Genomic DNA, 25695 nt, shown 5'->3' with positions numbered 1-25695 from the left:
TTCTAGCTAGATGCCCTTGGACCAGTTGGCGACGGCGGCGTGGTAGTCCGGGGCGTTCGGGGCGTAGTTGATGGAGTGGCCGTAGCCGTTGAGGACGTAGGTGTCGAGGCGGGGGACTGCTGGGAAGAACGGGGCCTCGTCTGCCTTCAGGGCGGCTGGGGAGGAGCAGTCGCTGCCCATCAGGGGGACGCCCGCGCTGCAGAAGTGGGTGTCGTTGCCGACGACGATCATGACTGGGACGTTGATCCTGCGGGAGATCGGGATGATGACCGTGTTGAGCAGGATCGTGTCCACGGCTTCGGTTGCGGCGAAGACGTCCTTGGTGGCCTCGTCGAACGAGATCGAGCCCGGGATCAGCGGGCCCGGTTTGTGGAACGAGTTGTAGCGGGTGTCGGGCATCGTCGTGAGGTAGCCGAGGTCCAGGCCCGCCGGGATCATGTTGGCCAGTACCGGGACGACGGTTATGTAGTTCATCTTGTGCGTGAAGCCGGTGACCAGGACGCCGTCCACGTCGCGGTTGGTGCCTGCTTCGATCATCGCCATCGCCGAGCCGATGGAGTGGCCCGCGACGATCACCTTGGTGAAGCGGGGTTTCAGGGTGTCGATGACCTGGTGGACGGCGCTGGCCTGGGTGGACGCGGTCACGAAGGCGCTGAGGGGCTTGGAGCTCTTGCCGGTGCCGATTCGGTCCAGGGCGAGGGTGGCGAAGCCCGCGCTGTTCTGCGATCGCGTGAACGAGTGGGTCGACGGTTCGAAGCCGACGTCCCAGTAGGTGCGGTCGTAGGTGCCGCCTGGGATCAGGACTTGCACGGTGGTGGCGCCCGCCGGGACGCAGAGTCTGCCCGCCATGGTCTCCTGCGAGGTCACCAGTGGGGTGAGGCCGATTCGCACGGGGTAGGCGACGTCCTGGCAGGACGTGGCGGCGTGGGCTTGGAGCGGGGCTAACAAGGTTCCGGTGGCCAGCAGAGCCGCGGCGGTGAGCCTGCGGAAACGCATGGGAGAACTACCTTCCGGCTAGTTGCGGGGGACGGCCTTCATGAGCAGGCCGCTGGGGTACGGCGCGGAGGTGAACTTCACGCGCGCCGGACGGGTCGGGACCAGGCGCCAGCGTTGCGCGATGGTCGCGAGGGTGATGACGATCTCGGTCTGGGCGAAGGTGTTGCCGAGGCACTGGCGGTTGCCGCCGCCGAACGGGATGAACGCGCCGCGCGGCAAGGAGGCGGTGAACTCCGGGGTCCAGCGGTCGGGCCAGAAGCGTTCCGGGGAAGGGAAGTAGCGCTCGTCGTGGTGCAGCGCGTGGGGGCTGACGATCACCTCGGCGCCCGCGGGTAACGACGCGTCGCCCAGCTGGACTTCGGTCAGCGTTCGGCGCATCACGAACCAGATCGGGTACTTGCGCAGCGTTTCCTGCACGATCTGGGCTGTGTGGTGGAGAGATTTGACGTCGGCGTAGGTCACCGGGCGGTCGCCCACGACCTCGTCGACCTCGGCGTGCAGGCGGCGTTCGATCTCCTGGTCGTTGCCGACCTCGTACAAAGCCCAGGCCAGCGCGATCGCTGTGGTCTCGATGCCTGCCGTCAGCAGGGTCAGGACCTCGTCGTACGTTTGCTGGTCGGTCATGCGGGTGCCGTCTTCTTCTGCCAGCAGCAGCATGGAGAGGACGTCGCCGTTGTCGGTGCCGTCCGCGCGCCAGCTCTCGATCACCTGCAGCACAACGGCTTTCATGCGGGCGATGGCCGCGTCGAACTCCCTGTTGCCCGGCAGCGGGAGTTTCTCGACGAACGTGGGGGACAGCGCGCGGATCATCCCCTGCTGGATGACCGTGAAGATGGACCGGCGGACCTCCGCGACCGCTCGTTTGCCGATCTCCGTCGAGAAGAGCGTCTCGCCGACGATCGTGACCGCGAGCTCCTGCATGTCGTTCTCGATCGTGCGGATCTCGCCTGGTTGCCAACGCGCAGCCAGCGAAGCAGCAGCACGAGCCATCGTCGAGGCATACGCTTCAATCCGTTCCCGGTGGAAGGCCGGCTGCATCATCCGGCGCTGGCGCAGGTGGTACTCGCCGTTCGACAGCAGCAGGCCTGTCCCGAGATACGGCTGGAACTTGTCGAACATGGCGCCCTTGCGGAACTTCGATCCTTGCGACACAAGCACTTCGTGAGTCAGCGAAGGACTCGTGACGAAGTGCGCGTGCAGTGGGCCGAGGTCGAGACGCACCACGTCGCCGTGTTCGTGCAACGCGTCGGTGAACTTGGCGCGGTGGGCGAGCATGGACGGGGTGTGCCCGAGCAACGGCCAGCGGCGGGGAGCCACCGGGACGGGCATTCGGACTCCTGAGGAGTTGGGCCGAATGGGGACGGACCACCCTAGGAGCCGTTTGGGGTAAGACGACAGTGCCTGAACGGGTGGTTCCCCATCACTCTGATGGTTCAGTGCGCACGCCGCTCGGGTGACTAAGCTCGTGCGTCATCCCGCACCGCCACGAACGACCGAAGAGGTGTTCACCGTGGCAGAAACCCAGAACTGGGTGCCGCTCGGCATCGACACGAACGTCCCGAGCATGGCCCGCGTCTACGACTACATCCTCGGTGGCGCCCACAACTTCGCCGCCGACCGGCAGGTCGGCGGGCAGATCGAGAAGCTGGTGCCAGGACTGCCCAGCGTCGCCAGACTCAACCGGCGCTTCCTCGGGCGCGCCGTGAACTTCCTGATGGACCAGGGAATTCGCCAGTTCCTCGACATCGGTTCCGGCATCCCGACCGTCGCGAACGTGCACGAGGTCGCGCAGGAACGCGACCCGGCCGCGCGCGTCGTCTACGTCGACAAGGACCCCATCGCCGTCGCGCACAGCGAATTGATGTTGGCTGACAACAGGAACGCCGCCGTGGTGCACGCCGACATGCGCGACCCGGAGGCCGTGCTGTCGAGCCCCGAGGTGAGGCGGTTGCTGCGCCGCGACGAACCGGTCGGGCTGTTGATGCTGCTCATGATGCACTGGGTGCCCGACGAGGACGGTCCGGAGAAGCTCGTCGCCCACTACCGCGACGCGCTGCCCGCCGGCAGCTTCCTGGCGCTGACGCACGTGGCGAGGGACCAGATCGACGACAACGTCGACCAGGCCGCCGCGGTGGTGAACAGCAGCAAGAGCGCCGACCAGATGCACATGCGCACGCACGCGCAGGTCAGCGCGTTGTTCGAAGGGTTTTCCCTGGTAGAGCCCGGTCTGGTCGGCTGCGGGGAGTGGCGCCCGTTCGGACCTGGGGATTTCGCCGACGAGGCGTCGATGAACATGTTCTTGTACGCTGGGGTCGGTCGTAAGGACTGAAACCACGCTGTAGTGTCGGAGGATCACACGGTTGGCGCAATGGGCGTCGACTGCCGGTGGGTAAACTGCCGGACACTCTCCAACCCATACAGGGCAACGGGAATGACGAATCCAAGCCGAAGACCCGATGCCGCTCCACCCACGGACACCGCCGCCGTCCGAGCGCGAGAAGCCTTGTCGCGCAAGTGGAGCTACCTGCTCAGCAGTGTCGTCGTAGTCGCGCTGAGCAGGGATGAGCTGGACGCCGAACTGGGCGCCCAGCTCGACGCATTGTGCGCGGCGCTGCACAGCGAACCGTTCGACCCTGCTCCGTTCGAGGAGGTGGGCGAGCGGCTCGTCGCTCTCGGCTACGTGAACGAGCCCGGCCTCAAGCGCACCGTCGACGTCCTCGGCAAAGGCTTGCTGGCGCTGGAGGAGTTCAGCGCGAGCGACCAGCACACCGTCCGCGTCGTCGGCGGAATCGGTGCGCTGACGTGCGGCTTCACCGCGGCACGGGCGCGCTCGATCCTGGACCAGCAGGAGAGCATGCAGCGGTCGCTGCTCAAGGCCGCCCATGACGCGCAACGGGATCAGCGCCAGAGCGAGGCGAAGTTCGAGGGCATCGCGTCCTCGTCCACCAACGGCGTCCTGATCGTCGGCCTCGACGGGCGCCTCGCGTGGGGCAACGACTCGATCGCTGTGATCATCGGACGTCCGCCGGAGCCGGGCACCCGTCTCGTCGAGCTCATCGCGCCGACGTCGATCGTCGTGTTCCGCGAGATGATGGAACGGGTTCTGTCCGAACGCGACGAGTTCGAGCGGGAACCGATGCACCTCGTGCGCGGTGACGGCGAGTTCGCCAAGGTGACGCTCACGGCGTCGCTGCTGCGGGACGACGAGGGCAAGCCCAGCCACGTCCTGGTGATGGCCGACGACGACACGGAACTGGCGCTGCTGCAGGGAGAACTGCGCCGCCAGTCGCTGCACGACGTGCTGACGGGACTGCCGAACCGGCAGTTCTTCACCACCCACCTGGAAACCGTGCTGCGCAGGGCCGACCCCGAGTTCGGCGTGACCATCTTCCACCTGGACCTCGACGCGTTCGGCCTGGTGTGCAACAGCCTCGGCGCACGGGTCGGCGAACACCTCCTCCAGCACGTCGCGCGCAGGCTGCGAGCCGTGCTGTCGCACGAGAAGACCATGATCGCGCGGTTCGACGGCGACGAGTTCGGCGTCGTCGTGGAGAACACCGCGCTGACCCCGGACATCGCGACCACGATGGCGGCCGTCAACGCCGACCTGGGCGAACCGACCTATGTGGACGGTCACGGCCTGGCGGTGTCGGTGAGCGCGGGCGTGGTGCACCGGCCGTTGCCCGACGTCGACCCGGTGGAACTGCTGCGCACGGCCGATCTGGCGTTGCGGCAGGCCAAGCGCGACCGCCGCGGGCAGTGGGAGTTGTTCCACACCAGCGAGGACGCCGACGGACGGCGGGACGCCGCGCTGGCCGTGGTGATGCCGGGAGCGTGGGAACAGGGCGACATAGGCGTGGTCTACCGCCCTGTGCGCGAGCTGGCGACCGGCGACCTGGCCGGCGTCGAAGCCTTGCTGCACTGGGATCTTTCGGACCGCTGCGCCGCACTCGCGGACGAGAGCGGCCTCATCCTGCCGATGGGCGAGTGGCTGATCAGGATCGCGGCCGGCCAGGCGCAGTGGTGGCGTCAGCGCGGCGAGCTCGACCAGCAGTTCGGCGTGCGGCTCACGCACCACCAGTCGACCGACGCGGACCTGGTGTCACGGGTGGCGAAGGTGCTGGAGGAGACCGGGATGCCGCGCGGCAGGCTGACGCTGAGCATGCCGGTCGGCGTGCTGGGCGTGGCCGGCGCGGCGGACAGTCTGAGCACGCTGGCGGACATGGGCGTGCGGATCGCGCTCGACGACTTCGGCCTCGGCCCGCGCGACCTCGCGTGGCTCTCGGAGCTGCCGGTGGTGTCCGTGCTCGTGCCACAGGACCTGGTGCGCAGGCAGGATCCTCGTTCCGCCGCACTGGTTCCCGCCGTGCGCGAACTCGGCATCGCCCTGTGCGTCGACGGCATCGAGACCGCCGAGCAGGCCAAGTGGTGGACGGAAATGGGCGCCGACCTCGCGATCGGCGCCCACCTCGGTTCCCCGCTCGACGCGGGAGAGTTCCTGCAGAAGCTGGTCTAGATCGTGCGCTGCCACGCGACCACGGCGTCGTGGTAGCGCACGGCGGTCGCGGTGTCGAAGTTGAAGACGTGCCCGTACCCGTTGACGACGAAGCCGTCCACTCGCGGTGCCTTGGGGTAGAACGGCTTCTCGGACCTGACCAGCGCGTCGGACGACGAGCAGTCGGCGCCCAGCGGCGGGGTGCCGCAGAAGTAGTCGGCCGACGTCTGGATGGTCATCACCGGCACGTTGATGAGGGCGCTGACGGGCAGCACGAGGTTGGACATCAGGGCGGTGGTGACGAACTCACCGGCCGACACGACGTCCTTCGTGGCCTCGTCGAGGTCCACCACCGCGGGCACGTTCGGGCCCGGCGCGTGGAACATGGTGTAGCGGCTTCCCGGCACCGTCGTCAGGTAGCCGACGTCGAGACCGCGCAGGCTCAGCTTCGCGTCGAGCGGGGCGGGGATCAGGTTGGTCAGCGCGGGCACGGCCCTGACGTAGTCCCACTGGTGCGTCATGCCGGTGATCAGGACGCCGTCGACGTCGCGGTACTTGCCCGCCTCCGCCATCGCGATGGCCGAGCCGATCGAGTGCCCGCCCACGAGCACCTTGGTGAAGCGCGGCCGCAGGTTCTGGATGACCTGGTGCACCGCGTCGGCCTGGTTCGGGACGTCCACGAGGATGCTGAGCGGCTTGGTGCTCTTACCGGAGCCGATCCGGTCCACGACCATGGTCGCGACGCCCGCGCCGTTCATCGCCCGCGTGACCGAACGGGTCTCGCCGCCGACCGGGATGTCCCAGTACCCGCCGGTGTACGTGCCGCCGGGGACGAGCACCTGAACCGTCTTCGCTCCCTGCGGAACGCAGAGCCTGCCGTACATCGTCTGCCGGATGAGCCCGAACTGAACGGGCGTGTACACGTCCTCGCAAGTGGTCTGCGCAGCGCTCGCCGGCGTGGGTACCGGTATGAACGCGGCGAGCAGCACGGCGGCACAGAGCCGACGGAAACGCATGGGGGAACAACCTCCAGCTAGCGGGGGACGACCTTCATCATCAGGTCGTTGGGGTAGGCCGCATTGGTGAACTTGGTGCGCACGGGCCGGTCGGGGACCAGCCGGTAGCGCGAGCAGACCGTCGCCACCACGATGGCGATCTCGGTCAGGGCGAAGTGGTTTCCGATGCACTGGTGGACACCGCCGCCGAACGGGACGTACGCGCCCTTCGGCAGCAGCGCGGCGTGTTCGGGCGTCCAGCGGTCCGGGTCGAAGCGCTCGGGGTCCGGGAAGTGCGTGGGGTCGTGGTGCATCGTGTACGGGCTGAGGATCACCTCGGTGCCCGGAGGAAGAACAGCGCCGCCGAGTTCGACCTCCTCGGCCGTGCGGCGCATGACGAGCCAGAGCGGGTACTTGCGCAGGACCTCGTGCGCCACCTGACTGAGGTAGGTCAGCTTCGGCACGTCGTCGATCGTCACCGGACGCCCGGCCAGCACCTCGTCGATCTCCGCGACGACCCGCTTCTCGACCTCGGGGTTGGCGGCGATCTCGTGGAAGATCCAGGCCAGTGCCAGCGCGGTGGTCTCGATCCCCGCGGTCAGCAGCGTGACGACCTCGTCGAAGACCTGCTCGTCGGTCATCGGTTCGCCGGACTCGGGATCCCTGGCGGCCAGCAACATCGTCAGCAGGTCGCCGTGGTCGGTCTCGTCGTCGCGACGGCTCTCGATGACCTCGTGCACGATGGCGCGCATCCGGGCGATGGCCTCGTCGAACTCGCGGTTGGCCGGGATGGGCAGCTTCTCGACGAACCCCGGCGAGAGCGCGCGCAGGATGCCGTTCTTGATGATCACGAAGACCGACCGGCGGGCCTCGTCGATCGCCTTGCGGTCGATCTCGGCGGAGAACAGCGACTCGCCGACGATCGTGACGGCGAGGCCCTGCATGTCGGCCTCCAGCTGCCGCACCTCGCCGGGCCGCCAGCCGTCCAGCAGGTCGAGCGCCGCGCGGGACATGATCTTCGCGTAGCCCGCGATCCGGTCGCGGTGGAACGCGGGCTGCATCATCCGGCGCTGGCGCAGGTGGAACGCGCCGCTCGACACCGCCAGCCCGTTCCCGACGAACGCGCGGAACTTGTCGTACATCCGCCCTTTGTGGAACTTCGGCGCGTCGGTGACCAGCACCTGATGCGTCAACTTCGGGCTGGCGACGAAATAGGTCCGCATCGGGCCTAAGTGGACTTCGACGAGATCACCCTGACCTCGCAGATTCCCGGTGAATGCGAATCTTTTCCTGAGCATGGGCAACGAATGGCCGAGAAATGGCAGCCTGCCGGGTGCCACCGGGACGGACATCATCGCTCCTCGCGAGGTGGAAAGAGATCGAGCCACCCTATGAGTCGTTCGGGGCAGAGTGACAGTGCCCGATCGGGTGGCGTGCGTTCACACTTGCGGCGTAGTCGAGTGCGCTTTGTGCATGACTAAGCTAGTGCGTCCGCAACCTGAAGAGGTGGTCAGCGTGTCCAGCGAGCAGAACTGGATTCCACAGAGCGTGGATGTTTCCGTGCCCAGTGCGGCACGGGTCTACGACTACCTGCTCGGGGGCGCGCACAACTTCGCGGTGGACCGCGTCATGGGGGACAAGGCAGAGCAGATGATGCCGCACTCCCGCAGCGCGGCCAGGCTCAACCGGGCCTTCCTGCGCCGCGCGGTGCGCTTCATGACCGACCAGGGCGTGCGCCAGTTCCTGGACATCGGCTCCGGCATCCCGACCGTGGCCAACGTGCACGAGGTCGCGCAGGAGGAGGCGCCCGAGTGCCGCGTCCTGTACGTGGACCGCGATCCCGTCGCCGTCGCGCACGGCGAGCTGATCGTCGCGGGCAACGACCGGGTCGGCGTGCTGCAGGCCGACATGCGCGACCCGGAGAGCATCCTGAACAGCGGTGAGCTGAACCGGTTGCTCGACCTCGACCAGCCGGTCGGCCTGCTGATGCTGTTCATGGTGCACTGGGTGCCGAACGAGGCCGATCCGCAGAGCCTGCTCAAGCGCTACCGGGAGGCCCTGCCCAGCGGGAGCTACCTGGCGATCTCGCACATGGCGGGCGACCACGTCAACGACGAGGCCAGGGCCGTGACCGACAGGATGAGCAAGTCGGGCGGCGGCGACGTCACCTATCGCGACCGCGCCGAGATCGAGTCCTTCTTCGGTGATTTCGACCTGGTCGAGCCCGGACTGGTCAAGTACGCCGAATGGCGACCCTCCGGACCCGGTGACATCTCGGACGATCCGGCGGTCAACAGGATCGCGTTCGCCGGCGTCGGACGGAAGCCATAACGATTATCGATGGTGTGAAGTTGATTCACGCGGCCGGTTGAGGCGTGACCGACTGTGCGTGGGTAAACTGCCGGGACCTTCTGAGTCATTGCGAGGCTGTCCTCGAATGTCCAACCCGGGTCGAATATCTGGTGTAACGCCCTCGTCGCAGGACAATGCGCGGGCGCGGATGACGCTTGCCCGGAAATGGTCGTATCGCCTGCTTGGTGCGGTGGCGATTCCGCTGGGGCGAGAAGATCTGGACGAGGAACTGCGCATCCGCCTGGACGCGTTGTGCTCGATGCTGCACGAAGAGCCGTTCGTGACTACCTCGATCGAGGCAGCCGGCGCCGAATTGGCGACGCTCGGTCACCTCGGGAAGTTCGGGCTGCGGTGCACGAGCGAGGTGCTCGGCAAGGGGCTGCTCGCGCTGCCGGAGTTCCAGCCGGTGCAGCTCTACGCGGAACGGATCGCGCTCGCGATGGGCGCGCTCGGCGCCGGCTTCACCGCGGCCAACGCCGAGTCGGTGCTCGCGCAGCAGGAGAGCATGCAGCGCTCGTTGCTCAAGGCGGTCCGCGACGCGAACTGGAACCTCAAGGAGAGCCAGGCCCGCTTCAACGAGGTCGTCACGTCGTCCACGAACGGCGTGCTGATCGTCGACCTCGAGGGCAGGCTGCTCCAGGTGAACGAGGCCATCGGTCAGATCCTCGGGCGCACCTCGGAGGAGCTCACCGGCACTCCGCTGCTCGACCTGATCGAGCCCGCCTTCACCGAGATGCTGCGCGACGCGATGACCGCTCTCGCCGCCGGCAGCACCGACCGCGTCCGGCAGTCGCAGCGGTTGCTGCGCAACGACGGCGAGTCCGCGCGGGTGACGCTCACCGCGTCCCTGCTGCGCGGCGCCGACAACAAACCGAGCCACTTCGTCGTGGTGGTCGAGGACGGCACCGAGCTGGCGTTGCTGCAGAACGAGCTCAAGCGGCAGTCGCTGCACGACGCGCTGACCGGTCTGCCGAACCGCCAGTTCTTCACCACGCAGCTGGAGATCGCGCTGCGCAAGAGCGATTCCGAGCACGGCATCACGGTCTTCCACATCGACCTCGACGCGTTCGGCATGCTGCGCGACACCTTCGGCGGCCGGGTCGTCGAACGGTACCTGCAGCACGTGGCGCAACGGTTGCAGGCGTTGCTGGCGGGCGAGAAGGTCATGATCGCCAGGTTCGGCGGCGACGAGTTCGGCGTCCTCGTGGAGAACACCGCGACCACGCCGGGCATCGACGCGATCATGAGGAGCATCAACGACGACCTGGCGCTCGAACCGACCTTCGTGGAAGGCCACGGGGTGTCGGCGTCGGTCAGCGCGGGCGTCGTGCACCGGCCGGGCAGCGACGTGGAACCGCTCGACGTGCTGCGCGCGGCGGAAAGGTCGTTGCGCAGGGCCAAGAAGGGCAGGCGCGGACAGTGGGAGCTGTTCCACGCCGGTCAGGACGCCGAGGAACGCCGCGACGACGCGCTGGCCGTGGAGATGCCGGCCGCGTGGGAGAACGGTGAGATCACCGTGCGGTACCAGCCGATCGTCCGGCTGACGGACGGTTCGGTCGTCGGCGTCGAAGCGGAGTTGTGCTGGGACAGGCCGGGATCCGGCGTGCTGGGCCACGACCGATGTGCTGAGCTCGCCGAGCAAACCGGGCTGATCCTGCCGATCGGCGGGTGGCTGCTGCAGGTCGCCGGCGGTCAGTCGACGTGGTGGCGGCAGCGCGGGCAGTTCGACAAGCCGCTGGCCGTGCGGCTCACCGCGCACCAGGCGTCCGACGCGGACCTGGTCTCACGGGTGGTGGACGCGCTCGACCAGATCGGGATGCCCGGCGAGAAGCTGATGATCAGCGTGCCCGGCGCGGTGCTGGCCGGGGCCGACGCCGCGGACAACGTCTCGGTGCTGGCGCGCATGGGCGTCCTGACGGCGATCGACGACTTCGGCATGGGGCCGCTGGACTTCGGCCTGCTCGCCGCCGACGTCCCGCTGCGCGCCGTCCGGGTGGCGCGTGGACTGGTGGAGAGCCGGTCCGAGTACGTCGCCGCGCTCCTGCCGTTGCTGCGGGAGCGGGGCGTGGCGGTCGCCGTGGAGGGGATCGACAGCGCCGAGCTGGCCGCGTGGTGGCGTGACGCCGGTGCGGACTTCGCGACCGGCGACCACTTCGGGGTGGCCCGGGAGCCCGGTGAGTTCCTGGAGAAGCTGGATCTCCGGTGACCGGACGGGGGCGGGGTCACGTCCGGCCACCGGAGGAGTTCGTGGTCTAACCAGTGAAACCGGCCAGCGCCTTGGTGAATTCGTAGGTCTGCTGGTTGATGCCGCTGCATGAGGAGCTCATTGCCCCGCAGTTACCGCGGTCCCGGTTCACGGCCCAGAACGAGACGCGCGACAGGTGCTTGGAGTTCGCCCAGCCCACGATGTCGCGGAAGTTCTGCGGGGTGACGGTCTCGCCGGTGTCGGTCTTGCCGTTCATCGACGACAGGCCGCTGCGCCGGTAGGCCGCGTCGTCCGTGAGGCCGAACGTCGACTTGACGTGGTTCTTCAGGCCGTCGACGGCGCTCTTGGTGTACGCGAACATGTCACCGCCGGTGCCCCAGTCGAACGGCATGACGGCCCACGTGTCGATCGGCGTGCCGAGTTCCTTGGCGCGGGTGACCAGGCGCTTGCCCCACGAGTTCGGGCCGGTGCGGTCGGTCGGCATGGTGATGACCGTCTTCACGCCGGGGTTGTTCTGCTTGATGATCTTCAGCGCGCCGAGCACCCGGTCCTGCGTGGTGTTGTTCTCGAACTCGGCCGCCTCGATGTCGATGTCGATCGCCTTGAGCGCGTAGGCGTCGATCACCTTCTGGTAGGCGCCCGCGAGTGCGCTCACGGAGGTGCAGGACTGGCCGAGCTTGTTGCCGGACCAGCCGCCGATCGACGGCACCGCGTCACCGCCGGCCGCGCGGATGTTGTTGATCAGGGTCTTGTCCGACCCGGTCAGCGAGCGGTTGCCGTCCCACTGCGGGTTGCACGTGCCGTTGCTCAGGATGAACGCGAGCGTGAACGACTTGATGCCCGTCTGCTGCATCACCGTGGCGGGGTTGGGCTGACCGCCCCATTGATAGAGGTAGGGGGCCGCGAGCACGGGGTTGACGGCCGCCTGTGCGGTCGTGGGCAGCATGATCGCCGCGCACGTGGCAGCGACAGCGCCGACGAGGAACCGCTTCATCAGTCCTCCAAAGACTGCTCGGTCCAGGGCGGCGGAGCTGGCAGTGAGGGGGCTCACAACGTCTTCAAAAATGGACTAGACCACCACTATCTGTCAAGAAGGTAGACGAAATCGGCCGAGGCCTGTCCGGCAGGCTTTGACGATCTTGTCGGTGCCGCGTGGTGCAATCGGGTCGTGGCACTTCCACCCCAGCTGGTCCGCCGGAAGCCGGAGACGCGCCCGCGTCCCCGGTGGGACGCCGCTGCCCAGCGGGTCTTCGAGCACGAGGGCTTCGTCCGGGTGCTCGGCGGCCCCGGCACCGGCAAGACGACGCTGCTCGCCGAACTGGCCGCGCACGTCGTGCTGGAGCACGGGGCCGACCCCGAGAACGTGCTCGTGCTGACGGCGAACAGGCGCGCTTCGGTGGCATTGCGCGCGCAGATCACGCAGTTGCTGACGGGGCACCTGTCGGCGATTCGCGAGCCGTTGGTGCGGACCGTGCACTCCTACGCGTTCGCGGTGCTGCGCAACCAGGCGGTGCTGCTCGACGAGCCGCCGCCGCGGTTGCTGTCCGGGCCGGACCAGGACGCGATGGTGCGCGAACTGCTCGCCGGCGACGTCGAGCTGGGCGCGCTGAAGTGGCCGGAGCGGTTGCGGCCGGCTCTCGAACTGCCTGGGTTCGCGCACGAGCTGCGGGATCTGCTGCTGCGGGCGGCGGAACGCGGTCTCGGGCCGGAGGACCTGATCGAGCTCGGCGAGCAGCACGGGCGGGACGAGTGGGTGGCCGCCGGGCGGTTCGGGGCGCAGTACGAGGCGGTGAACCTGTTGTCCGGCATGGACTCCGCGACGGCGTACGCCCCGGCCTACGACGCGGCGGAGCTGGTGTCGTCGGCCTACGCGGCGTTCGTGAACGACGAGGACCTGCTGTTCGGCGAACGGCGGCGCGTGCGGTACCTGCTGGTCGACGACGCGCAGCACCTCGATCCGATGCAGTACTCGCTGATCCGCTCGCTCGGGTCGGGGGCCGCGCGGTTCGTGCTGGCCGGTGATCCGGACCAGGCGATCTTCACGTTCCGCGGCGCCGACCCGGAGATCCTGCGGGACGTCGACGGCGAGACCGTGGTGCTGCGGCAGTCGCACCGGATGATGCCCGAGGTCCGGGACGCGGTGGCCCGGCTGGCCGCCCGGTTGCCCGGTGCCTCTCCGTCGCGCCTGGTGGAGCCGGTCGAGGGCGAGGGGTCCGTGCAGGTGCGGTTGCTCGCGTCGTCCGCGCAGGAGGCGACGTGGGTGGCGGACCAGCTGCGGCGCTCGCACCTGGCCGACGAGGTGCCGTGGTCGCAGATGGCCGTGGTGGTGCGGTCGGCGACGTTGTCGTTGCCGGTGCTGCAACGGGCTTTGCTCGCCGCGGGTGTGCCGGTGTCCGTGGCGTCGGACGAGTTGCCGTTGGCGCAGCAGCCTTCCGTGCGTCCGTTGCTGGCTTTGGTCCGTGCCGCGGCTGCGCCGGGAACGTTGGACGAGGACACGGCGGCCATGTTGCTGTCGTCGTCCTACGGCGGTGCGGATCCGTTGGCGCTGAGGCGGTTGCGGCGTGGTCTGCGGCGGCTGGAGATGGCGGCGGGCGGCGACCGGCCGAGCGGTGAACTGCTGGTCGAGGTCGTGGAGACCGCGGACCGGCTGGCGGCCCTGGAGGACGCGGAGTCGTTGCCCGCGCGGCGGATCGGGCACCTGCTGGCGTTGGCGCGCAAGGCGATCGGGGCGGGGAAGTCCGTCGAGGTCGTGCTGTGGGACCTGTGGACGGCGACCGGTCTGCAGGACCGGTGGGTGGCGCAGTCGTCCCGGCGCGGCATGCCGGGCATGCAGGCGGACCGCGACCTCGACGCGATCGTGGCGTTGTTCGAGGCGGCCGCGAAGTACGTCGACCGGCTGCCGGGTTCGGGGGTCGCCGGGTTCGCGGACTACCTGGAGTCGCAACGGATCGTGGGCGACACGCTGGCCGCCTCCGCCCCGACCGGGGAGGCGGTGTCCGTGCTGACGGCGCACTCGGCGGCGGGGCGCGAGTGGGAGGTCGTCGCGGTGCCCGGCGTGCAGGAGGGCAGCTGGCCGGACCTGCGGCTGCGCGGCACCGTGCTGGGCGTCGAACGCATGGTGGACGTGCTGGCGGGCCTGGAGCCCTCGGTGTCGGCGGTGGCGCCGATCCTGGCGGAGGAACGCCGGTTGCTGCTGGTCGCGGCCTCGCGGGCCCGGTCGAAGCTGTTGATCAGCGCCGTGCGGGGTGAGGACGAGCAGCCGTCGCGGTTCCTGGACGAGATCGAGTCGTCCGCTGAGGACGAACGGAAGCTGCACCGCCCGCAGCGCGGTCTGGTGCTGGGCGAACTGGTCGGCGAGCTGCGCCGGGTGGTGTGTTCGGACACCGAGGACGTCGATCGCCGTTTCCGCGCCGCCGAGCAATTGGCGCGGCTGGCCGAGGCCGGTGTGCCCGGTGCGCACCCGGAGTCCTGGTACGGGTTGGCGGAGGTGTCGATCGACGCTCCACTGTGGACGGAGGACCAGAAGGTCAGCGTGACGCCGTCGACCATCGAGGTGATCACGAAGTGCCCGCTGCGCTGGGTCGTGGAGCGGCACGGCGGCCAGGACCCGGCCGAGCTCGCCTCGGTCACGGGCACGCTGGTCCACGCGCTGGCGCAGGCCGCGGCCTCGGGAGCGGACTCCGCGCAGCTGAGGGTGAAGCTGGACGAGGCGTGGGCCGCGGTGGACGCCGGTGCCCCGTGGTTCTCCCGCCGCGAACGCCTGCGGGTGGAGAAGATGCTCGACACGTTCCTCGCGTGGCTGACCATGAGCCGCGGCCAGCTCACGCAGGTCGCGGTCGAGGAGGAGATGGTCGTCGAGGTGCCCAAGCGCGACGGCGGGCCGTGGTTGCAGGTCAGGGGCCGGGTCGACCGTCTCGAACACGACGAGGACGGCCGCCCCGTCGTGATCGACCTCAAGACCGGCAAGAGCCCGGTGTCGCGGGAGGCGTCGCAGGAACACCCGCAGCTGGCCGTCTACCAGCTGGCGTCGTCGCTGGGCGGCTTCACCCACATCGGACTGGGAACCGAGCCAGGCGGTGCCCGCCTGCTCTACGTGGCGAAGGAGGACAAGAAGACAGGAGCTGTCGAACGCAGCCAGGCGCCGCTGGACGAACAGGGTGTGCGGGCGTGGCTGGAGGTCGTGCAGGGTGCCGCGGAGTCGGTGCTGGGCCCGCTGTACACGGCTCGGGAGAACGCGGACTGCGATCGTTGCCCGGCGCGCACGACGTGCCCGGTGCACCCGTCCGGGCGGCAGGTCAGTGAGTAAGTACTGTTGACCTGCGCGTTTCTCGTTCTCGAACTGTCGGCGAACACACCGTCCCGGGTGGTGCGGCCCCGTCCGGCCCGGGTAGGAAGATGTACTGGTGACCGTCAGCCCGTTTGAGATCGCGGAGGCGCTCGGGCTGAACAAGCCGACACCCGAGCAGGCCGAGGTGATCGCCGCACCCGCGCAGCCCGCGCTGGTGATCGCGGGCGCCGGAGCGGGCAAGACCGAGACCATGGCCGCGCGGGTCGTCTGGCTGGTCGCGAACGGTCTCGTGCTGCCCGACCGCGTGCTCGGCCTGACGTTCACGCGCAAGGCCGCGCGCCAGCTCGCGGACCGCGTGCGGGCCCGGCTGCGCAGGCTCGCGGGATCGTCCCTGTTGGACGAACTCGATCCCAGCGGCGAACGCAAGATGGCCGTGCTGACCGGTGAGCCCGTCGTGCTGACGTACCACGCCTACGCGGGGCGTCTGGTGACCGAGCACGGGCTCCGGCTACCGGTGGAGCCCGGCGTGCGGCTGCTGACGCAGACGGCGTCGTGGCAGCTCGCGCACCGGGTGGTGTCGACGTGGGCGAAGGACCTGGACACGGACAAGGTGCCGGCGACGGTCACCGGGTACCTGTTGTCGCTGGCCGGTGAGCTGGGTGAGCACCTGGTGACGCCCGAGGCGCTGGAGGCGCACGCCCTCGAGCTGTGCGCGTTGATCGAGAACGCTCCGCGCGCGCCTCGCCAGCGGGACGCGTTGCCGGAGAAGCTGAAGGAAATCGTTGCGGCGCAACGGTTGCGGGTCGCGATGCTGCCATTGCTGGACGCGTACCAGCAGCGCAAGCGCAAAGAGGCCGCGTTGGACTTCGCGGACCAGATGTCGCTGGCGGCGCAGCTGGCCTCGTTCGAGGAGGTGTCCGCCGGGGAACGCGAGCGGTACGGCGCCGTGCTGCTGGACGAGTACCAGGACACCGGGCACGCGCAGCGCGTGCTGCTGCGGTCGTTGTTCGGTGAGGGCGAGCCGATGCCGGTGACGTCGGTGGGCGACCCGGCGCAGGCCATCTACGGCTGGCGCGGGGCGTCCGCGGCGAACCTGCCGCGCTTCGCCGACGACTTCCCTCCGACGCGGAAGTTCGGGCTGCTGACCAGTTTCCGCAACCCGCCCGAGGTCCTGGAACTGGCGAACGCCGTGTCACTGCCGTTGCGCGAGGCCGGTCTGGACGTCGACGAGCTGCGGGCCCGGCCGGGTGCTGGCCCTGGTGACGTCCGGCTCGCCCTGCACACCGACATCCGCGCGGAGCTCGACTGGATGGCGGACAACGTCGCCGCGCAGTGGGAGGCGCACCTCGACGCCGAGGGCGTCCCGCCGACCGCGGCCGTGCTGGTACGCCGCCGTTCGGACATGGCCGCCATCGCCGCGGCCCTGCGCGAACGCGGCCTGCCGGTCGAGGTCGTCGGCCTCGGTGGCCTGCTGGACGAACCCGAGGTGCGCGACCTGGTGTCGGCGCTGCGAGTGCTCGTCGATCCCCTGGCCGGCACCGCCGCCGCCCGCCTGCTGACGGGGTCGCGCTGGCGGCTGGCCGCCGTCGACCTGGCCGCGCTGTGGTCGCGGGCCCGCGAACTGGCGGGCGTCGCACCGCGACAGTCCGTTGTGGACGATCCGCTGCTGGTCCTGGCGGACGCGCTGCCCGGCGAACACGCCGAACAGGCCGGTCTCGCCGACGCTCTGGACGATCCCGGCGACCCCGACACCTACTCCACCGACGGCTACCGGCGGATCCGGCGGCTCGGCGGCGAGCTGGCGACGTTGCGGCGCAGGCTCGACCAGCCGCTGTCCGAACTGGTCGCCGACGTCGAACGCACGCTGCTGCTCGACATCGAGTCGATGTCCCGCCCCGGCATGGTCGGCCGCGCGCACCTCGACGCGTTCTCCGACGTCGTGACGGACTTCGCCGCCGCCTCTCCGTCCGCGACGCTCCCGTCGTTGCTCGACTACCTCTACACGGCCGAGCACGCGGAAGACGGTCTGGAACCCGGCGAGGTGGAGGTCTCCGAGGACCGCGTGCAGATCCTGACCGTCCACTCGGCGAAGGGCCTGGAGTGGCGGATCGTGGCGTTGCCGCATCTGGTCCGCGACGTGTTCCCGGGCCGCAAGAAGTCCTCGTGCTGGCTCAAGTCCGTGACCGAGCTCCCGGCTCCACTGCGCGGCGACTCGGCCGACCTGCCGAAGTTGAAGCTGTCCGCCGGCTACAACCGCAAGGAGGTCGACGAGGCGCTGACGATCCACGCGGAGGAGTTCGAGGAGCGCCGCCTGGTCGAGGAACGCCGGCTCTTCTACGTGGGCGTGACCCGGGCCGAACACAGCCTGCTGATGTCGGGCCACTGGTGGGCGGAGGCCGGCGACAAGCCGAAGGGCCCGTCGGTGTTCCTGCAGGAGATGCACGAGGTCCTGCAACGCGACACCGCGCCAGGCGACATCTCCGTCTGGACCCCGGAACCCGACGCCGACACCCCGAACCCGCTGGCCGAGGACGTCAAGACCTCGCAATGGCCGGCCGACCCGCTGGGCAAGCGCCGCGACGCCGTGGTCGAAGGCGCGACGATGGTCCTGGCGGCTCTGGACGCCCTGCGCAACGCCCCACCGGCACCCCTGCCGCTGATCTTCGACGAGCCCGCCGCCGAACTCGTCGACGAGGACTACCCGCCTCCCACCGACGAGCCCCCGGACGACGACTTCCCGCCGGAGCCGGAACCGCTCCCCGACGACGTGGTCCCGGACGACCCGGAAATGCCTCTCGACGAGGACCCGGAAGGCTGGGCCCGCGACGTCGACGTGCTGCTGGCCGAACGCGCGGCCTCGCAGAACCGCCGCGAACAGGTGGCCCTGCCGGACCACCTCTCGGTCTCCCAGCTCGTGGAGCTGGCCAAGGACCCGGACCTGCTGGCCCGCCGCCTGCGCCGCCCGCTGCCGTTCCCGCCGAACCCGCTGGCCCGCCGGGGCACCGCCTTCCACACGTGGCTGGAGAACCGCTTCGGAGCCACCCGCCTGCTCGACATCGACGAACTCCCGGGAGCCGGCGACGCCGACGCGGCTCCGGACGCCGACCTGGACCGTCTGAAGGAGTCGTTCCTGGCCAGCGCCTGGGCCGATCGCACCCCGCACGACGTGGAGGTGCCGTTCGAGGCGGAGTTCGACGGCATCTCGGTGCGCGGCCGCATGGACGCCGTGTACCGCGACCCGGACGGCTGGACCGTCGTCGACTGGAAGACCGGCGCCGTCCCGGACTCGGACGCCCTGCCCGCGCTGTCGGTGCAGCTCGCCGCGTACCGGCTGGCCTGGGCGGCTCTGGTCGGCGCGCCGTTGGAACAGGTGCGGGCCGCTTTCCACTACGTGCGGCACGACCACACGGTGCGGCCTGCGGACCTGCTGGAGGAGCAGGGACTGAAGGACCTGATCAGGTCCGTGGAGTCGTGATCAGGCCTGAGGGCTGCTGCTGGCGGGAGCGTGCGAGGCCTTCAGCACCCGCTCGTAGAGCACCTCGAGCAGCCACCGCCCGAACAGCGACGGCCCGAACTCCGGTGAGCGGTCCTCCGGCGGCACCATGAGGTCGGCGGTGGTGTCGTCGCCGACCACAACGCCGATGCCGTAGTAGTCGAGTTCGATGTACGACCAGGCCTGGGACTCTTCGGTGCGGGGGAGCATCACCGCGCACGGGGCCAGGGTCAGGAGGGTGCCGCACGACTGGAGGGCGCGGTCCGTGGTGGACTCGCTCACCAGGACGCCGACCAGTTCGACCGCGGCCACCGGTAGGCGGTCGTGCGCGTCCGGCTCGAACCACGAGCGGAACCACGACGGGTCGGCTCTCGGGGGCCAGCCGTTCGCGGTTCTCCACTCGTGCACTTCGGGCAGCAAGCGCACCACCGCGGACACCTGCTGGCCCAGGACGGCGACGTCGGGTACGACGACTCCGTCCCAGCCGAGCGCGGTTGCGGCGCGTTCAAGGAGCGATTGCACAGGGCGCATCCTAAGGTTCCTCGCGCGGAAAATGACAGCGTTTGCGGGACACTTGGTTAAGGATTACCCAGGGTGGTCATGGAGAGCGTTTCGCGACTTTCCACGCCCATGCGACGAGCGGGATCTGCAGCGGCAGGCGACCGTAGGCGATGGCACGGGCTTTGGGGGATTTGTCCCGGAAATCCAGAGCCATTTTCACGTTCGCCGGAAACACGGCCACGAACAGCACGGTGGCCGCGAAGCCGCCCAGACGGCGCGTTCGGGGAGTGGCCACGGCGGCTGCGACGGCCAGTTCGGCCACGCCGGACGCGTACGTCCACTGCCGCGGGGTGCCGGGCAACGAGCGGGGGACGATCGCGTCGTAGTACTTCGGCCTGGTGAAGTGGGTTGCTCCAGCCAGACCGAGCAGTGCGGCGAGCGCCAGCGCCGACCGCGCTCGGGAACGGGTTGGTTCCATGGCGTCACCCTGTCATGCCTACGCCGCGTAGGCGAGGTGGGGCTGGCCTATTCTCCACGGGCGTGGCAGGTGATTCTCGTCATTCCGAACGCGCCGCTGTCGCCGCGCTGACCGATTCCTTCGTCGCCGGGCTCTGCGACTGGATCACGATTCCGAGCATCGGGGTGGATCCCCGGCATCACGTTGACGTGCGGAGATCTGCCGAATGGCTCGCAGATCAGCTTCGCGGCGACGGGTGGCCGGAGGTCGCGGTCTGGGGTGACGGGCCCGCGCTTCCCGCCGTGTTCGCGTGCTGGCCCGCAGCCGATCCGGACGCACCGACCGTGCTCGTCTACGGGCACCACGACGTGCAGCCGGTCGATCCGATCGAGCGATGGGAGCATCCGCCGTTCGAGCCCGTGATCAGCGGCGACGAGATCAGGGGGCGGGGCGCGAGCGACGACAAGGGACAGGTCGCGATGCACCTGCTCGCGGTGAAAGCACATCTGGCCGCCACCGGACAGAATGCGCCGAGCGTCACGCTGAAACTCTTCGTCGAGGGTGAGGAGGAATCGGGTTCTCCGCATCTGCGAAAGCTGCTCGAAGATCACCACGACGAACTCGGTTGCGATCTTGTGGTGTTCACCGACACCGCATTGCACGAACGCGACGCACCGACGGTCAACACCGGGCAACGGGGTGTTCTCGGCGGTGAGATCACGTTCTTCGGCGGCACCGATGACGTCCATTCCGGACGTGCGGGCGGCGCGATTCCGAACCCGGCGACGGCGCTCGCGAAACTCATCGCCGCGCTGCACGACGACGACAACCGGATCCAGCTCGACGGCTTCTACGACGACGTCCGGGAACCGACCGACCGCGAACGCGAGGACTACGCGGCGCTGCCGTTCGACGAGCGGAAGTGGCTGGCGCACAACGGAGGCGGCGCCCAGGCGACGCACGGCGAGACCGGCTACAGCACGTTCGAACGGATCTGGGTGCGGCCCACCGCCGAGATCAACGGCATCAGCGGCGGCTACACCGGCCCCGGCCTGAAGACGATCATCCCGGCGTCCGCCACGGCGAAGATCAGCTTCCGGCTCGTGCCCGACCAGCAGCCGGACAGGGTCGCGGAACAGCTCGAGCAGTTCGTCGCCCTGCACACACCGAACGGCATCACCGCCGAGGTCACCTTCCGGGGCGAGGGCGTCCCGCCGTACGCGATCAGTCCGGACGACCCGGCGAACGCGGCGGTCAAGGAGGCGATGGAACTCGCCTTCGACCAGCCCGTGAGATTCGCGCGGGCCGGCGGATCGGGGCCCGCCGCGGTGCTGCGGGAGCGCCTCGGGGTGCCCCTCGTCTACCTCGGTGCGACCTTGCCGGATGATCGCGTCCACGCGCCGAACGAGCGCGTAGTGGTGCCGTTGCTCCTCAAAGGCGCGGAGGCGGCCGCTCACCTGTGGCGGATGCTTGCGAAAGCAGAAATCGCGAAGAGGTTGTCCCGATGAGCCTGTCTGAGGAAGCGTCGCACTCGCTCGTCGGCGTGATCAGGATGCCGGACCAGGCGCAGAGTCCTGCCCGCGCGATCCTCAAGCGCGTCGTCGGAGCGATGGCGGCGTTGCTGCTCGCGGTGCTGATCGTCTACTTGGACCGCGACGGCTACCGCGACGTCAACGAGGACGGCGTCTCGTTGCTCGACTCGTTCTACTACGCGACGGTGTCTCTCTCGACGACCGGCTACGGCGACATCACGCCCGCGTCGTCGTCGGCGCGGCTGGTCAACGTCCTGGTCATCACGCCGTTGCGGGTCCTGTTCCTGATCGTGCTGGTCGGCACGACACTCGAAGTTCTCACCGAGCGCTCCCGTCAGGCGTTGCGCATTCAAAAGTGGAGGCGGGTTGTGCGGGACCACGTGGTGGTCGTCGGTTACGGCACGAAGGGACGCTCAGCGGTCGCCGCGCTGCTCGGCGACGGGACCGAGCCCGGCTCGATCGTCGTCGTCGACACCGTGCAGGAGTCGCTCGACGCGGCGTCCGCCATCGGGCTCGTGACCGTGCATGGGTCCGGTACCCGCAACGACGTGCTGAGGGTCGCCGGTGCGGCCCGTGCGCGTGCGATCGTCGTCGCCCCGAACCGGGACGACACGGCGGTGCTGGTGACGTTGACGGCCCGCGAACTCGCCCCCAAGGCGCAGATCGTCGCGTCGGTGCGGGAACGGGAGAACGAGCACCTGCTCAGGCAGTCCGGCGCCGACTCGGTGGTCGTGTCGTCGGAGACGGCCGGTCGCCTGCTCGGCATGGCCACCGCGACGCCGTCCGTCGTGGCGATGGTCGAGGACCTGCTCACGCCCGACGCGGGCCTCGCGATCGCCGAGCGCGACGTTGAGAAGAGCGAGATCGGCGGGTCGCCGAGGCACCTGTCCGACATCGTGCTCGGTGTGGTGCGGGGCAAGACGTTGTTCCGGGTGGACGCACCCGAGGCGGACGCGATCGAGCCGGGGGACCGGCTGCTCTACGTCAAGAAGGTGACCCCGCCCGGAGAAGAGTGAAACCACTCCGCGCGCGTAGTCCAATGAGGGGCTCCCCGCGACCGGGGAGCCGTGCCGGCGAACGCTCCTCGGAGGACGCATGGGTCTGCCGCAGGTCCTGATGGTGATCGGGACCCTCGTGTTGATCGCGATCATCGTGGCGTCGATCGTCAACGTCGGGCAGGAGAACGCGCAGGCCCGATCGCTCTCGGCCGGCGCGGGCGCACTCCGGCGCCAGGCGGGCGGTTCCCGTTGGCGACGGCTCGCCGACGACGAGGACGTGCCAGCGGGGCGGATGGGCGAGGCGGACCTGGCGCGGCACGCGGCGGTGGCGGGAACGCACGACGGGCGGGCCGTGCGGGTCGCCGTCTTCGCCTCGTCGAGGGTCGCTGGGACCTATCAGGGCGTCCCGACCAGGTGGGCCGTCGTCCCGGGCCTCGTGGTGGCGGTGGACGCGCCGGAACTGCCGGGAGACCTGCAGATGAACCCGCTCCAGAGCCCCAGGCGCTACGGGGTCCTGGGGAGCTTGGCGCCTCTCGTGTCGGGAGACACCGAGCGGAAGGTCCTCGCCCAGCTGAGGTCGTACGAGCCACCCGCCGTGGACATCGCCGACGGCGTCGCCTGTTTCACCTTCACCGACATGGACCTCGCCGAGCAGATCGACGACGTGGCCGCCATGGCGTGCGACGTGGTCGATCTGCTCGTGGACGTCAGGAAACCGGCTCACCCGGTCGAGGAGTAGCGAGCACGCACCGGTACCCCGCCTCGGCGTCGCCGAGGCGGGGTACGTGACTCACTCGATCACGGCCACCCAGGCCTGGTCCGCGAATTGCGCGCAGTCGAACTGCACCAACGGGGCGTTGTCGCTGTTTCCGCGAACAACCAGGCACTTGCCGCTGTTGAGGTTCTTCACGTGAGACCAGTTGGGGTCACCGGGGTACGACGGGAAATACCAGTACTGGTCAGCGAAGTCCAGGCACTGGTTCTGGACGACCGGGGCGTTGTTGTCCGAACCTCGGACGAGCAGACACTTGCCACTGTTCACGTTGCGGATCTGGTACAGATTCCCGCCCTTGCTGACGAGGAACCACTTCTGGTCGGCGAAGTCCAGGCACTGGTTCTGGACGACGGACGTGTTGTCGGCCCCGCCCCTGACCAGTGCGCACTTGCCGCTGTTCTTGTTCAACAGCCAGAAGACGGTGAGGGCCTTGGTCGCACCGGCCTTCTCCGACAACGAACTCAGTGGTTCCGCGTTGGCCGGCTGAAAGGTGCCGACCAACGCGAGAAGTACTCCGAAAAACACGGTCGCGATCCGAATCCTTGCACGCTTCAAAGAGTCCCCCAGACTGAAAAAGGCGTGACAAAAGAAGTGATCGAAAACAGTGACGGCAGCTCACGAACATCAGGGGGCGCAGTCTTCGCTGCGTTACGAACTGCTCTCAACCCCAGCGGACCCTGGTGCCCCCAGGCCAGGTCCGCAGCTCACGTTATTGTGAAATTTCAAAGCGTGAAATAGCCCAAACGATCTAATTGTCAAGAAGTCTGTTTCGCCTGGCGCGGAACAGACAGCACCGCAGGCGCTCGCAGGGGCGCGTAACGGAAGAGGAACGCGTAGAAGCCGCCCGCCAGCGCGGCCATGCACAGCAGCAGCGCGGTGAGGCGGCGCCCGACCGGAAGTCCGGCCGGGACGGAGGCGGCGGAGGACACCATCTCGCCGCCGGTGTTGATGATCTCGACTGTCTCGCCCTTGGTGTGGCCGCAGCCGTCGAGCTTGGCCTGCTTCTTCTGGCCATCGGCATCCCACTCGACCGTGTCCATGCCCTGGCCGCACGAGCCGCTTTCGACAACGGTCGCGGTCACGGGTCTAGGGGGTTCCTCGGCGCCCAGCACCTTGGCCGGCGCCAAAAGGGCGATCGCGACCCCGATCCCGACCAGTCCGACGACCAGCAGGATGAACACCCATCTGTCCGGGCTTCGCGGAACCGCCACACTGCGATGTTCGCAGACGCGGCGGTCCGCGTGGAGCCCAGGTTTACTTCGGCAGCTGACGCAGCTGGTCGACCTTGACGGTCTTGCCGTCGGACACGGTCCCGGTGACGGCGACGAGGTCACCGTTCTTCGGCTTCTCGCTCACCGACGACAGGTCGAGCGGCGTCTGGAGGCCGTCGACCTGCACCAACGTGGCGTTGTTGCCGTTGACGTCCTTGACGGTGCCCCGCACCTGCGCCTTGGCCAGCGCCACGTTCAGCGCCTTGCCGTCCTTCACGCGCACGGTCACGCGCTGGTCGGCCTTGAGTCCGGCGAGGTCGCCACCGCGCAGCTTCGTCGCGCTGTCAGTGGTCAACGACACCTCGCTGCCGTCGTCCTTGGTGATCGTGAGCTTGCCGGTCTCGACCGACTTGACCCGTCCGACGACCAGAGTGCTGTCCTTGAGCTTGGCCTTGTCCGCGCGGCCGCCCTTGCCGGGACCGCCGGGGTGGCGCTCCGCGAACGCCGCGGCCGGGCCGTCCGGGCCCTCGGCGGCCGTCGCGACAGCAATGCCGCCGACGGTCAGGCCGACGGCCGCGACGATGGCGCCGGCCCACGCTGATTTCTTCGACATGCGCCCCAGAGTGCACGCGCAATCTGAGCGCAAGCTGAAGGCGAGTCGCCCGAAGTCCCGATGATCAGCAGAATGGTGGGGTGTCCGCCAGGGTGTTGGTGATCGAGGACGCCGAGGCGATCGGCGCCGCAGTGTCTTCCGCGCTGCGTGAGTCCGGGTACGAGGTGCAGCACCGGCTGGACGGGCGTCAGCTGGAGACCGACCTCGGCCGGTTCCGTCCTGACCTGGTCGTGCTCGACGTGATGTTGCCCGGCCGCGACGGCTTCCAGTTGCTGGAGGTCATTCGCCGCTCGTCCGGCGCCGGCGTGGTCATGCTGACCGCGCGCGACGGCGTCCCCGACCGGCTGCGCGGGCTCTCCGGCGGCGCCGACGACTACGTGGGCAAGCCGTTCGTGCTGGCAGAGCTCGTGGCACGGGTGTCGGCGGTGCTGCGGCGACTGGGCAGGACACCGTCGACCGTGCAGGTCGGCGACCTGGTCGTGGACGCCGACGCGGGTGTCGTCATGCGCGCCGACCAGCCGATCGAACTGACCGCGACCGAACTGCGGCTGCTGGTGTACCTGGCCGCCCAACGTGGACGCGTCGTGTCCAAGACGCAGATCCTCACGGCCGTGTGGGGCTACGAGGACTACGACCCCAACCTGGTCGAGGTCCACGTCAGCGCTGTGCGCCGCAAGATCGAGGAACACGGCACACGGCTCGTGCACACCGTGCGCGGCCTTGGGTACGTGCTGCGGGCCGAGGAATGAACCTCCGCACGGTCTCGCTGCGCAGGCGGGTAGC

Annotated in this window: 20 protein-coding genes; 10 read left to right on the top strand and 10 right to left on the bottom strand. The window is 69.0% G+C overall.

The window, feature by feature from the left end; translation table 11 throughout:
- Positions 1 to 6: 6 nt before the first annotated feature.
- Together ACH413_RS22175 and ACH413_RS22170 are read right to left on the bottom strand one after the other, a co-directional pair.
- The gene (locus ACH413_RS22175; RefSeq protein ID WP_360037514.1) at positions 7 to 996 is read right to left on the bottom strand and encodes an alpha/beta hydrolase; all 990 of its coding nucleotides are present in this window, start codon (positions 994 to 996) and stop codon (positions 7 to 9) included.
- Between the two features lie 18 nt (positions 997 to 1014).
- Positions 1015 to 2325: a cytochrome P450 gene (locus tag ACH413_RS22170; RefSeq protein ID WP_360037511.1), complete on the bottom strand. Its 1311-nt coding sequence runs from the start codon at positions 2323 to 2325 to the stop codon at positions 1015 to 1017.
- 181 nt (positions 2326 to 2506) lie between these two features.
- Here ACH413_RS22170 and ACH413_RS22165 point away from each other — a divergent pair, with 181 nt between their 5' ends.
- Positions 2507 to 3325 (top strand): SAM-dependent methyltransferase, encoded by an 819-nt coding sequence (locus tag ACH413_RS22165; RefSeq protein WP_360037508.1) that lies wholly within the window; start codon positions 2507 to 2509, stop codon positions 3323 to 3325.
- 174 nt (positions 3326 to 3499) lie between these two features.
- Positions 3500 to 5512: an EAL domain-containing protein gene (locus ACH413_RS22160; protein WP_360037506.1), complete on the top strand. Its 2013-nt coding sequence runs from the start codon at positions 3500 to 3502 to the stop codon at positions 5510 to 5512.
- Here ACH413_RS22160 and ACH413_RS22155 read toward each other — a convergent pair.
- A complete protein-coding gene (locus tag ACH413_RS22155) occupies positions 5509 to 6507 on the bottom strand; it encodes an alpha/beta fold hydrolase (protein WP_360037503.1) in 999 nt (332 codons plus the stop codon). The two genes, ACH413_RS22160 and ACH413_RS22155, sit on opposite strands and share 4 nt — an antisense overlap.
- A 17-nt stretch (positions 6508 to 6524) precedes the next feature.
- Positions 6525 to 7838 (bottom strand): cytochrome P450, encoded by a 1314-nt coding sequence (locus tag ACH413_RS22150; protein WP_360037500.1) that lies wholly within the window; start codon positions 7836 to 7838, stop codon positions 6525 to 6527.
- Positions 7839 to 8001: 163 nt separating this feature from the next.
- Between ACH413_RS22150 and ACH413_RS22145 the strand changes: the two genes are divergently transcribed.
- Both ACH413_RS22145 and ACH413_RS22140 read left to right on the top strand, forming a co-directional pair.
- Positions 8002 to 8817, top strand: a complete 816-nt coding sequence (locus tag ACH413_RS22145) for an SAM-dependent methyltransferase (protein WP_360037497.1) — start codon at positions 8002 to 8004, stop codon at positions 8815 to 8817.
- Between the two features lie 211 nt (positions 8818 to 9028).
- Positions 9029 to 11044: an EAL domain-containing protein gene (locus tag ACH413_RS22140; protein ID WP_360037494.1), complete on the top strand. Its 2016-nt coding sequence runs from the start codon at positions 9029 to 9031 to the stop codon at positions 11042 to 11044.
- 46 nt (positions 11045 to 11090) lie between these two features.
- Here ACH413_RS22140 and ACH413_RS22135 read toward each other — a convergent pair whose 3' ends face one another.
- Entirely contained in the window at positions 11091 to 12038 is a 948-nt protein-coding gene (locus ACH413_RS22135; protein ID WP_360037491.1) for a chitinase, read from the bottom strand.
- 174 nt (positions 12039 to 12212) lie between these two features.
- Here ACH413_RS22135 and ACH413_RS22130 point away from each other — a divergent pair, with 174 nt between their 5' ends.
- Positions 12213 to 15350, top strand: a complete 3138-nt coding sequence (locus ACH413_RS22130; protein WP_360037488.1) for an ATP-dependent DNA helicase — start codon at positions 12213 to 12215, stop codon at positions 15348 to 15350.
- A gap of 97 nt (positions 15351 to 15447) precedes the next feature.
- Complete coding sequence (locus tag ACH413_RS22125; protein WP_360037485.1) at positions 15448 to 18807, top strand: ATP-dependent DNA helicase; 3360 nt, start codon at positions 15448 to 15450, stop codon at positions 18805 to 18807.
- On the opposite strand, the gene ACH413_RS22120 is transcribed toward ACH413_RS22125, so the two are convergent.
- Both ACH413_RS22120 and ACH413_RS22115 read right to left on the bottom strand, forming a co-directional pair.
- The gene (locus ACH413_RS22120; protein ID WP_396425137.1) at positions 18808 to 19347 is read right to left on the bottom strand and encodes a hypothetical protein; all 540 of its coding nucleotides are present in this window, start codon (positions 19345 to 19347) and stop codon (positions 18808 to 18810) included.
- A gap of 76 nt (positions 19348 to 19423) precedes the next feature.
- The gene (locus tag ACH413_RS22115) at positions 19424 to 19804 is read right to left on the bottom strand and encodes a hypothetical protein (RefSeq protein ID WP_360037479.1); all 381 of its coding nucleotides are present in this window, start codon (positions 19802 to 19804) and stop codon (positions 19424 to 19426) included.
- A 62-nt stretch (positions 19805 to 19866) separates the two neighbouring features.
- Here ACH413_RS22115 and ACH413_RS22110 point away from each other — a divergent pair, with 62 nt between their 5' ends.
- From ACH413_RS22110 to ACH413_RS22100, 3 genes are all read left to right on the top strand, one after another.
- Positions 19867 to 21291 (top strand): M20/M25/M40 family metallo-hydrolase, encoded by a 1425-nt coding sequence (locus ACH413_RS22110; RefSeq protein ID WP_360037477.1) that lies wholly within the window; start codon positions 19867 to 19869, stop codon positions 21289 to 21291.
- Positions 21288 to 22331 (top strand): potassium channel family protein, encoded by a 1044-nt coding sequence (locus ACH413_RS22105; protein ID WP_360037474.1) that lies wholly within the window; start codon positions 21288 to 21290, stop codon positions 22329 to 22331. The genes ACH413_RS22110 and ACH413_RS22105 overlap by 4 nt, the downstream gene beginning before the upstream one ends.
- Before the next feature lie 79 nt (positions 22332 to 22410).
- Positions 22411 to 23052, top strand: a complete 642-nt coding sequence (locus tag ACH413_RS22100) for a hypothetical protein (RefSeq protein WP_360037471.1) — start codon at positions 22411 to 22413, stop codon at positions 23050 to 23052.
- Positions 23053 to 23103: 51 nt separating this feature from the next.
- Here ACH413_RS22100 and ACH413_RS22095 read toward each other — a convergent pair whose 3' ends face one another.
- The 3 genes from ACH413_RS22095 to ACH413_RS22085 form a co-directional block, all read right to left on the bottom strand.
- Positions 23104 to 23613, bottom strand: a complete 510-nt coding sequence (locus ACH413_RS22095) for an RICIN domain-containing protein (RefSeq protein ID WP_360037469.1) — start codon at positions 23611 to 23613, stop codon at positions 23104 to 23106.
- Positions 23614 to 23843: 230 nt separating this feature from the next.
- Entirely contained in the window at positions 23844 to 24299 is a 456-nt protein-coding gene (locus ACH413_RS22090) for a hypothetical protein (RefSeq protein ID WP_360037466.1), read from the bottom strand.
- Positions 24300 to 24342: 43 nt separating this feature from the next.
- The gene (locus ACH413_RS22085; protein ID WP_360037463.1) at positions 24343 to 24912 is read right to left on the bottom strand and encodes a hypothetical protein; all 570 of its coding nucleotides are present in this window, start codon (positions 24910 to 24912) and stop codon (positions 24343 to 24345) included.
- An 80-nt stretch (positions 24913 to 24992) separates the two neighbouring features.
- Between ACH413_RS22085 and ACH413_RS22080 the strand changes: the two genes are divergently transcribed.
- Entirely contained in the window at positions 24993 to 25661 is a 669-nt protein-coding gene (locus tag ACH413_RS22080) for a response regulator transcription factor (protein ID WP_319980126.1), read from the top strand.
- Positions 25662 to 25695 lie beyond the last annotated feature (34 nt).

This window comes from Lentzea sp. NPDC020367, assembly GCF_044387305.1.
Classification (GTDB): Bacteria; Actinomycetota; Actinomycetes; order Mycobacteriales; family Pseudonocardiaceae; genus Lentzea.
The sequence above is the reverse complement of the archived record's forward strand: the minus strand, read 5'-3'. Positions and strand labels throughout refer to the sequence as shown.

Excerpts from the sequence above, each read along its gene's own strand:
- ACH413_RS22175 (WP_360037514.1), bottom strand. The coding sequence starts at position 996 with ATGCGTTTCCGCAGGCTCACCGCCGCGGCTCTGCTGGCCACCGGAACC.
- ACH413_RS22170 (WP_360037511.1), bottom strand. The coding sequence starts at position 2,325 with ATGCCCGTCCCGGTGGCTCCCCGCCGCTGGCCGTTGCTCGGGCACACC.
- ACH413_RS22155 (WP_360037503.1), bottom strand. The coding sequence starts at position 6,507 with ATGCGTTTCCGTCGGCTCTGTGCCGCCGTGCTGCTCGCCGCGTTCATA.
- ACH413_RS22150 (WP_360037500.1), bottom strand. The coding sequence starts at position 7,838 with ATGTCCGTCCCGGTGGCACCCGGCAGGCTGCCATTTCTCGGCCATTCG.
- ACH413_RS22135 (WP_360037491.1), bottom strand. The coding sequence starts at position 12,038 with ATGAAGCGGTTCCTCGTCGGCGCTGTCGCTGCCACGTGCGCGGCGATC.
- ACH413_RS22115 (WP_360037479.1), bottom strand. The coding sequence starts at position 19,804 with ATGGAACCAACCCGTTCCCGAGCGCGGTCGGCGCTGGCGCTCGCCGCA.
- ACH413_RS22105 (WP_360037474.1), top strand. The coding sequence starts at position 21,288 with ATGAGCCTGTCTGAGGAAGCGTCGCACTCGCTCGTCGGCGTGATCAGG.
- ACH413_RS22100 (WP_360037471.1), top strand. The coding sequence starts at position 22,411 with ATGGGTCTGCCGCAGGTCCTGATGGTGATCGGGACCCTCGTGTTGATC.
- ACH413_RS22085 (WP_360037463.1), bottom strand. The coding sequence starts at position 24,912 with ATGTCGAAGAAATCAGCGTGGGCCGGCGCCATCGTCGCGGCCGTCGGC.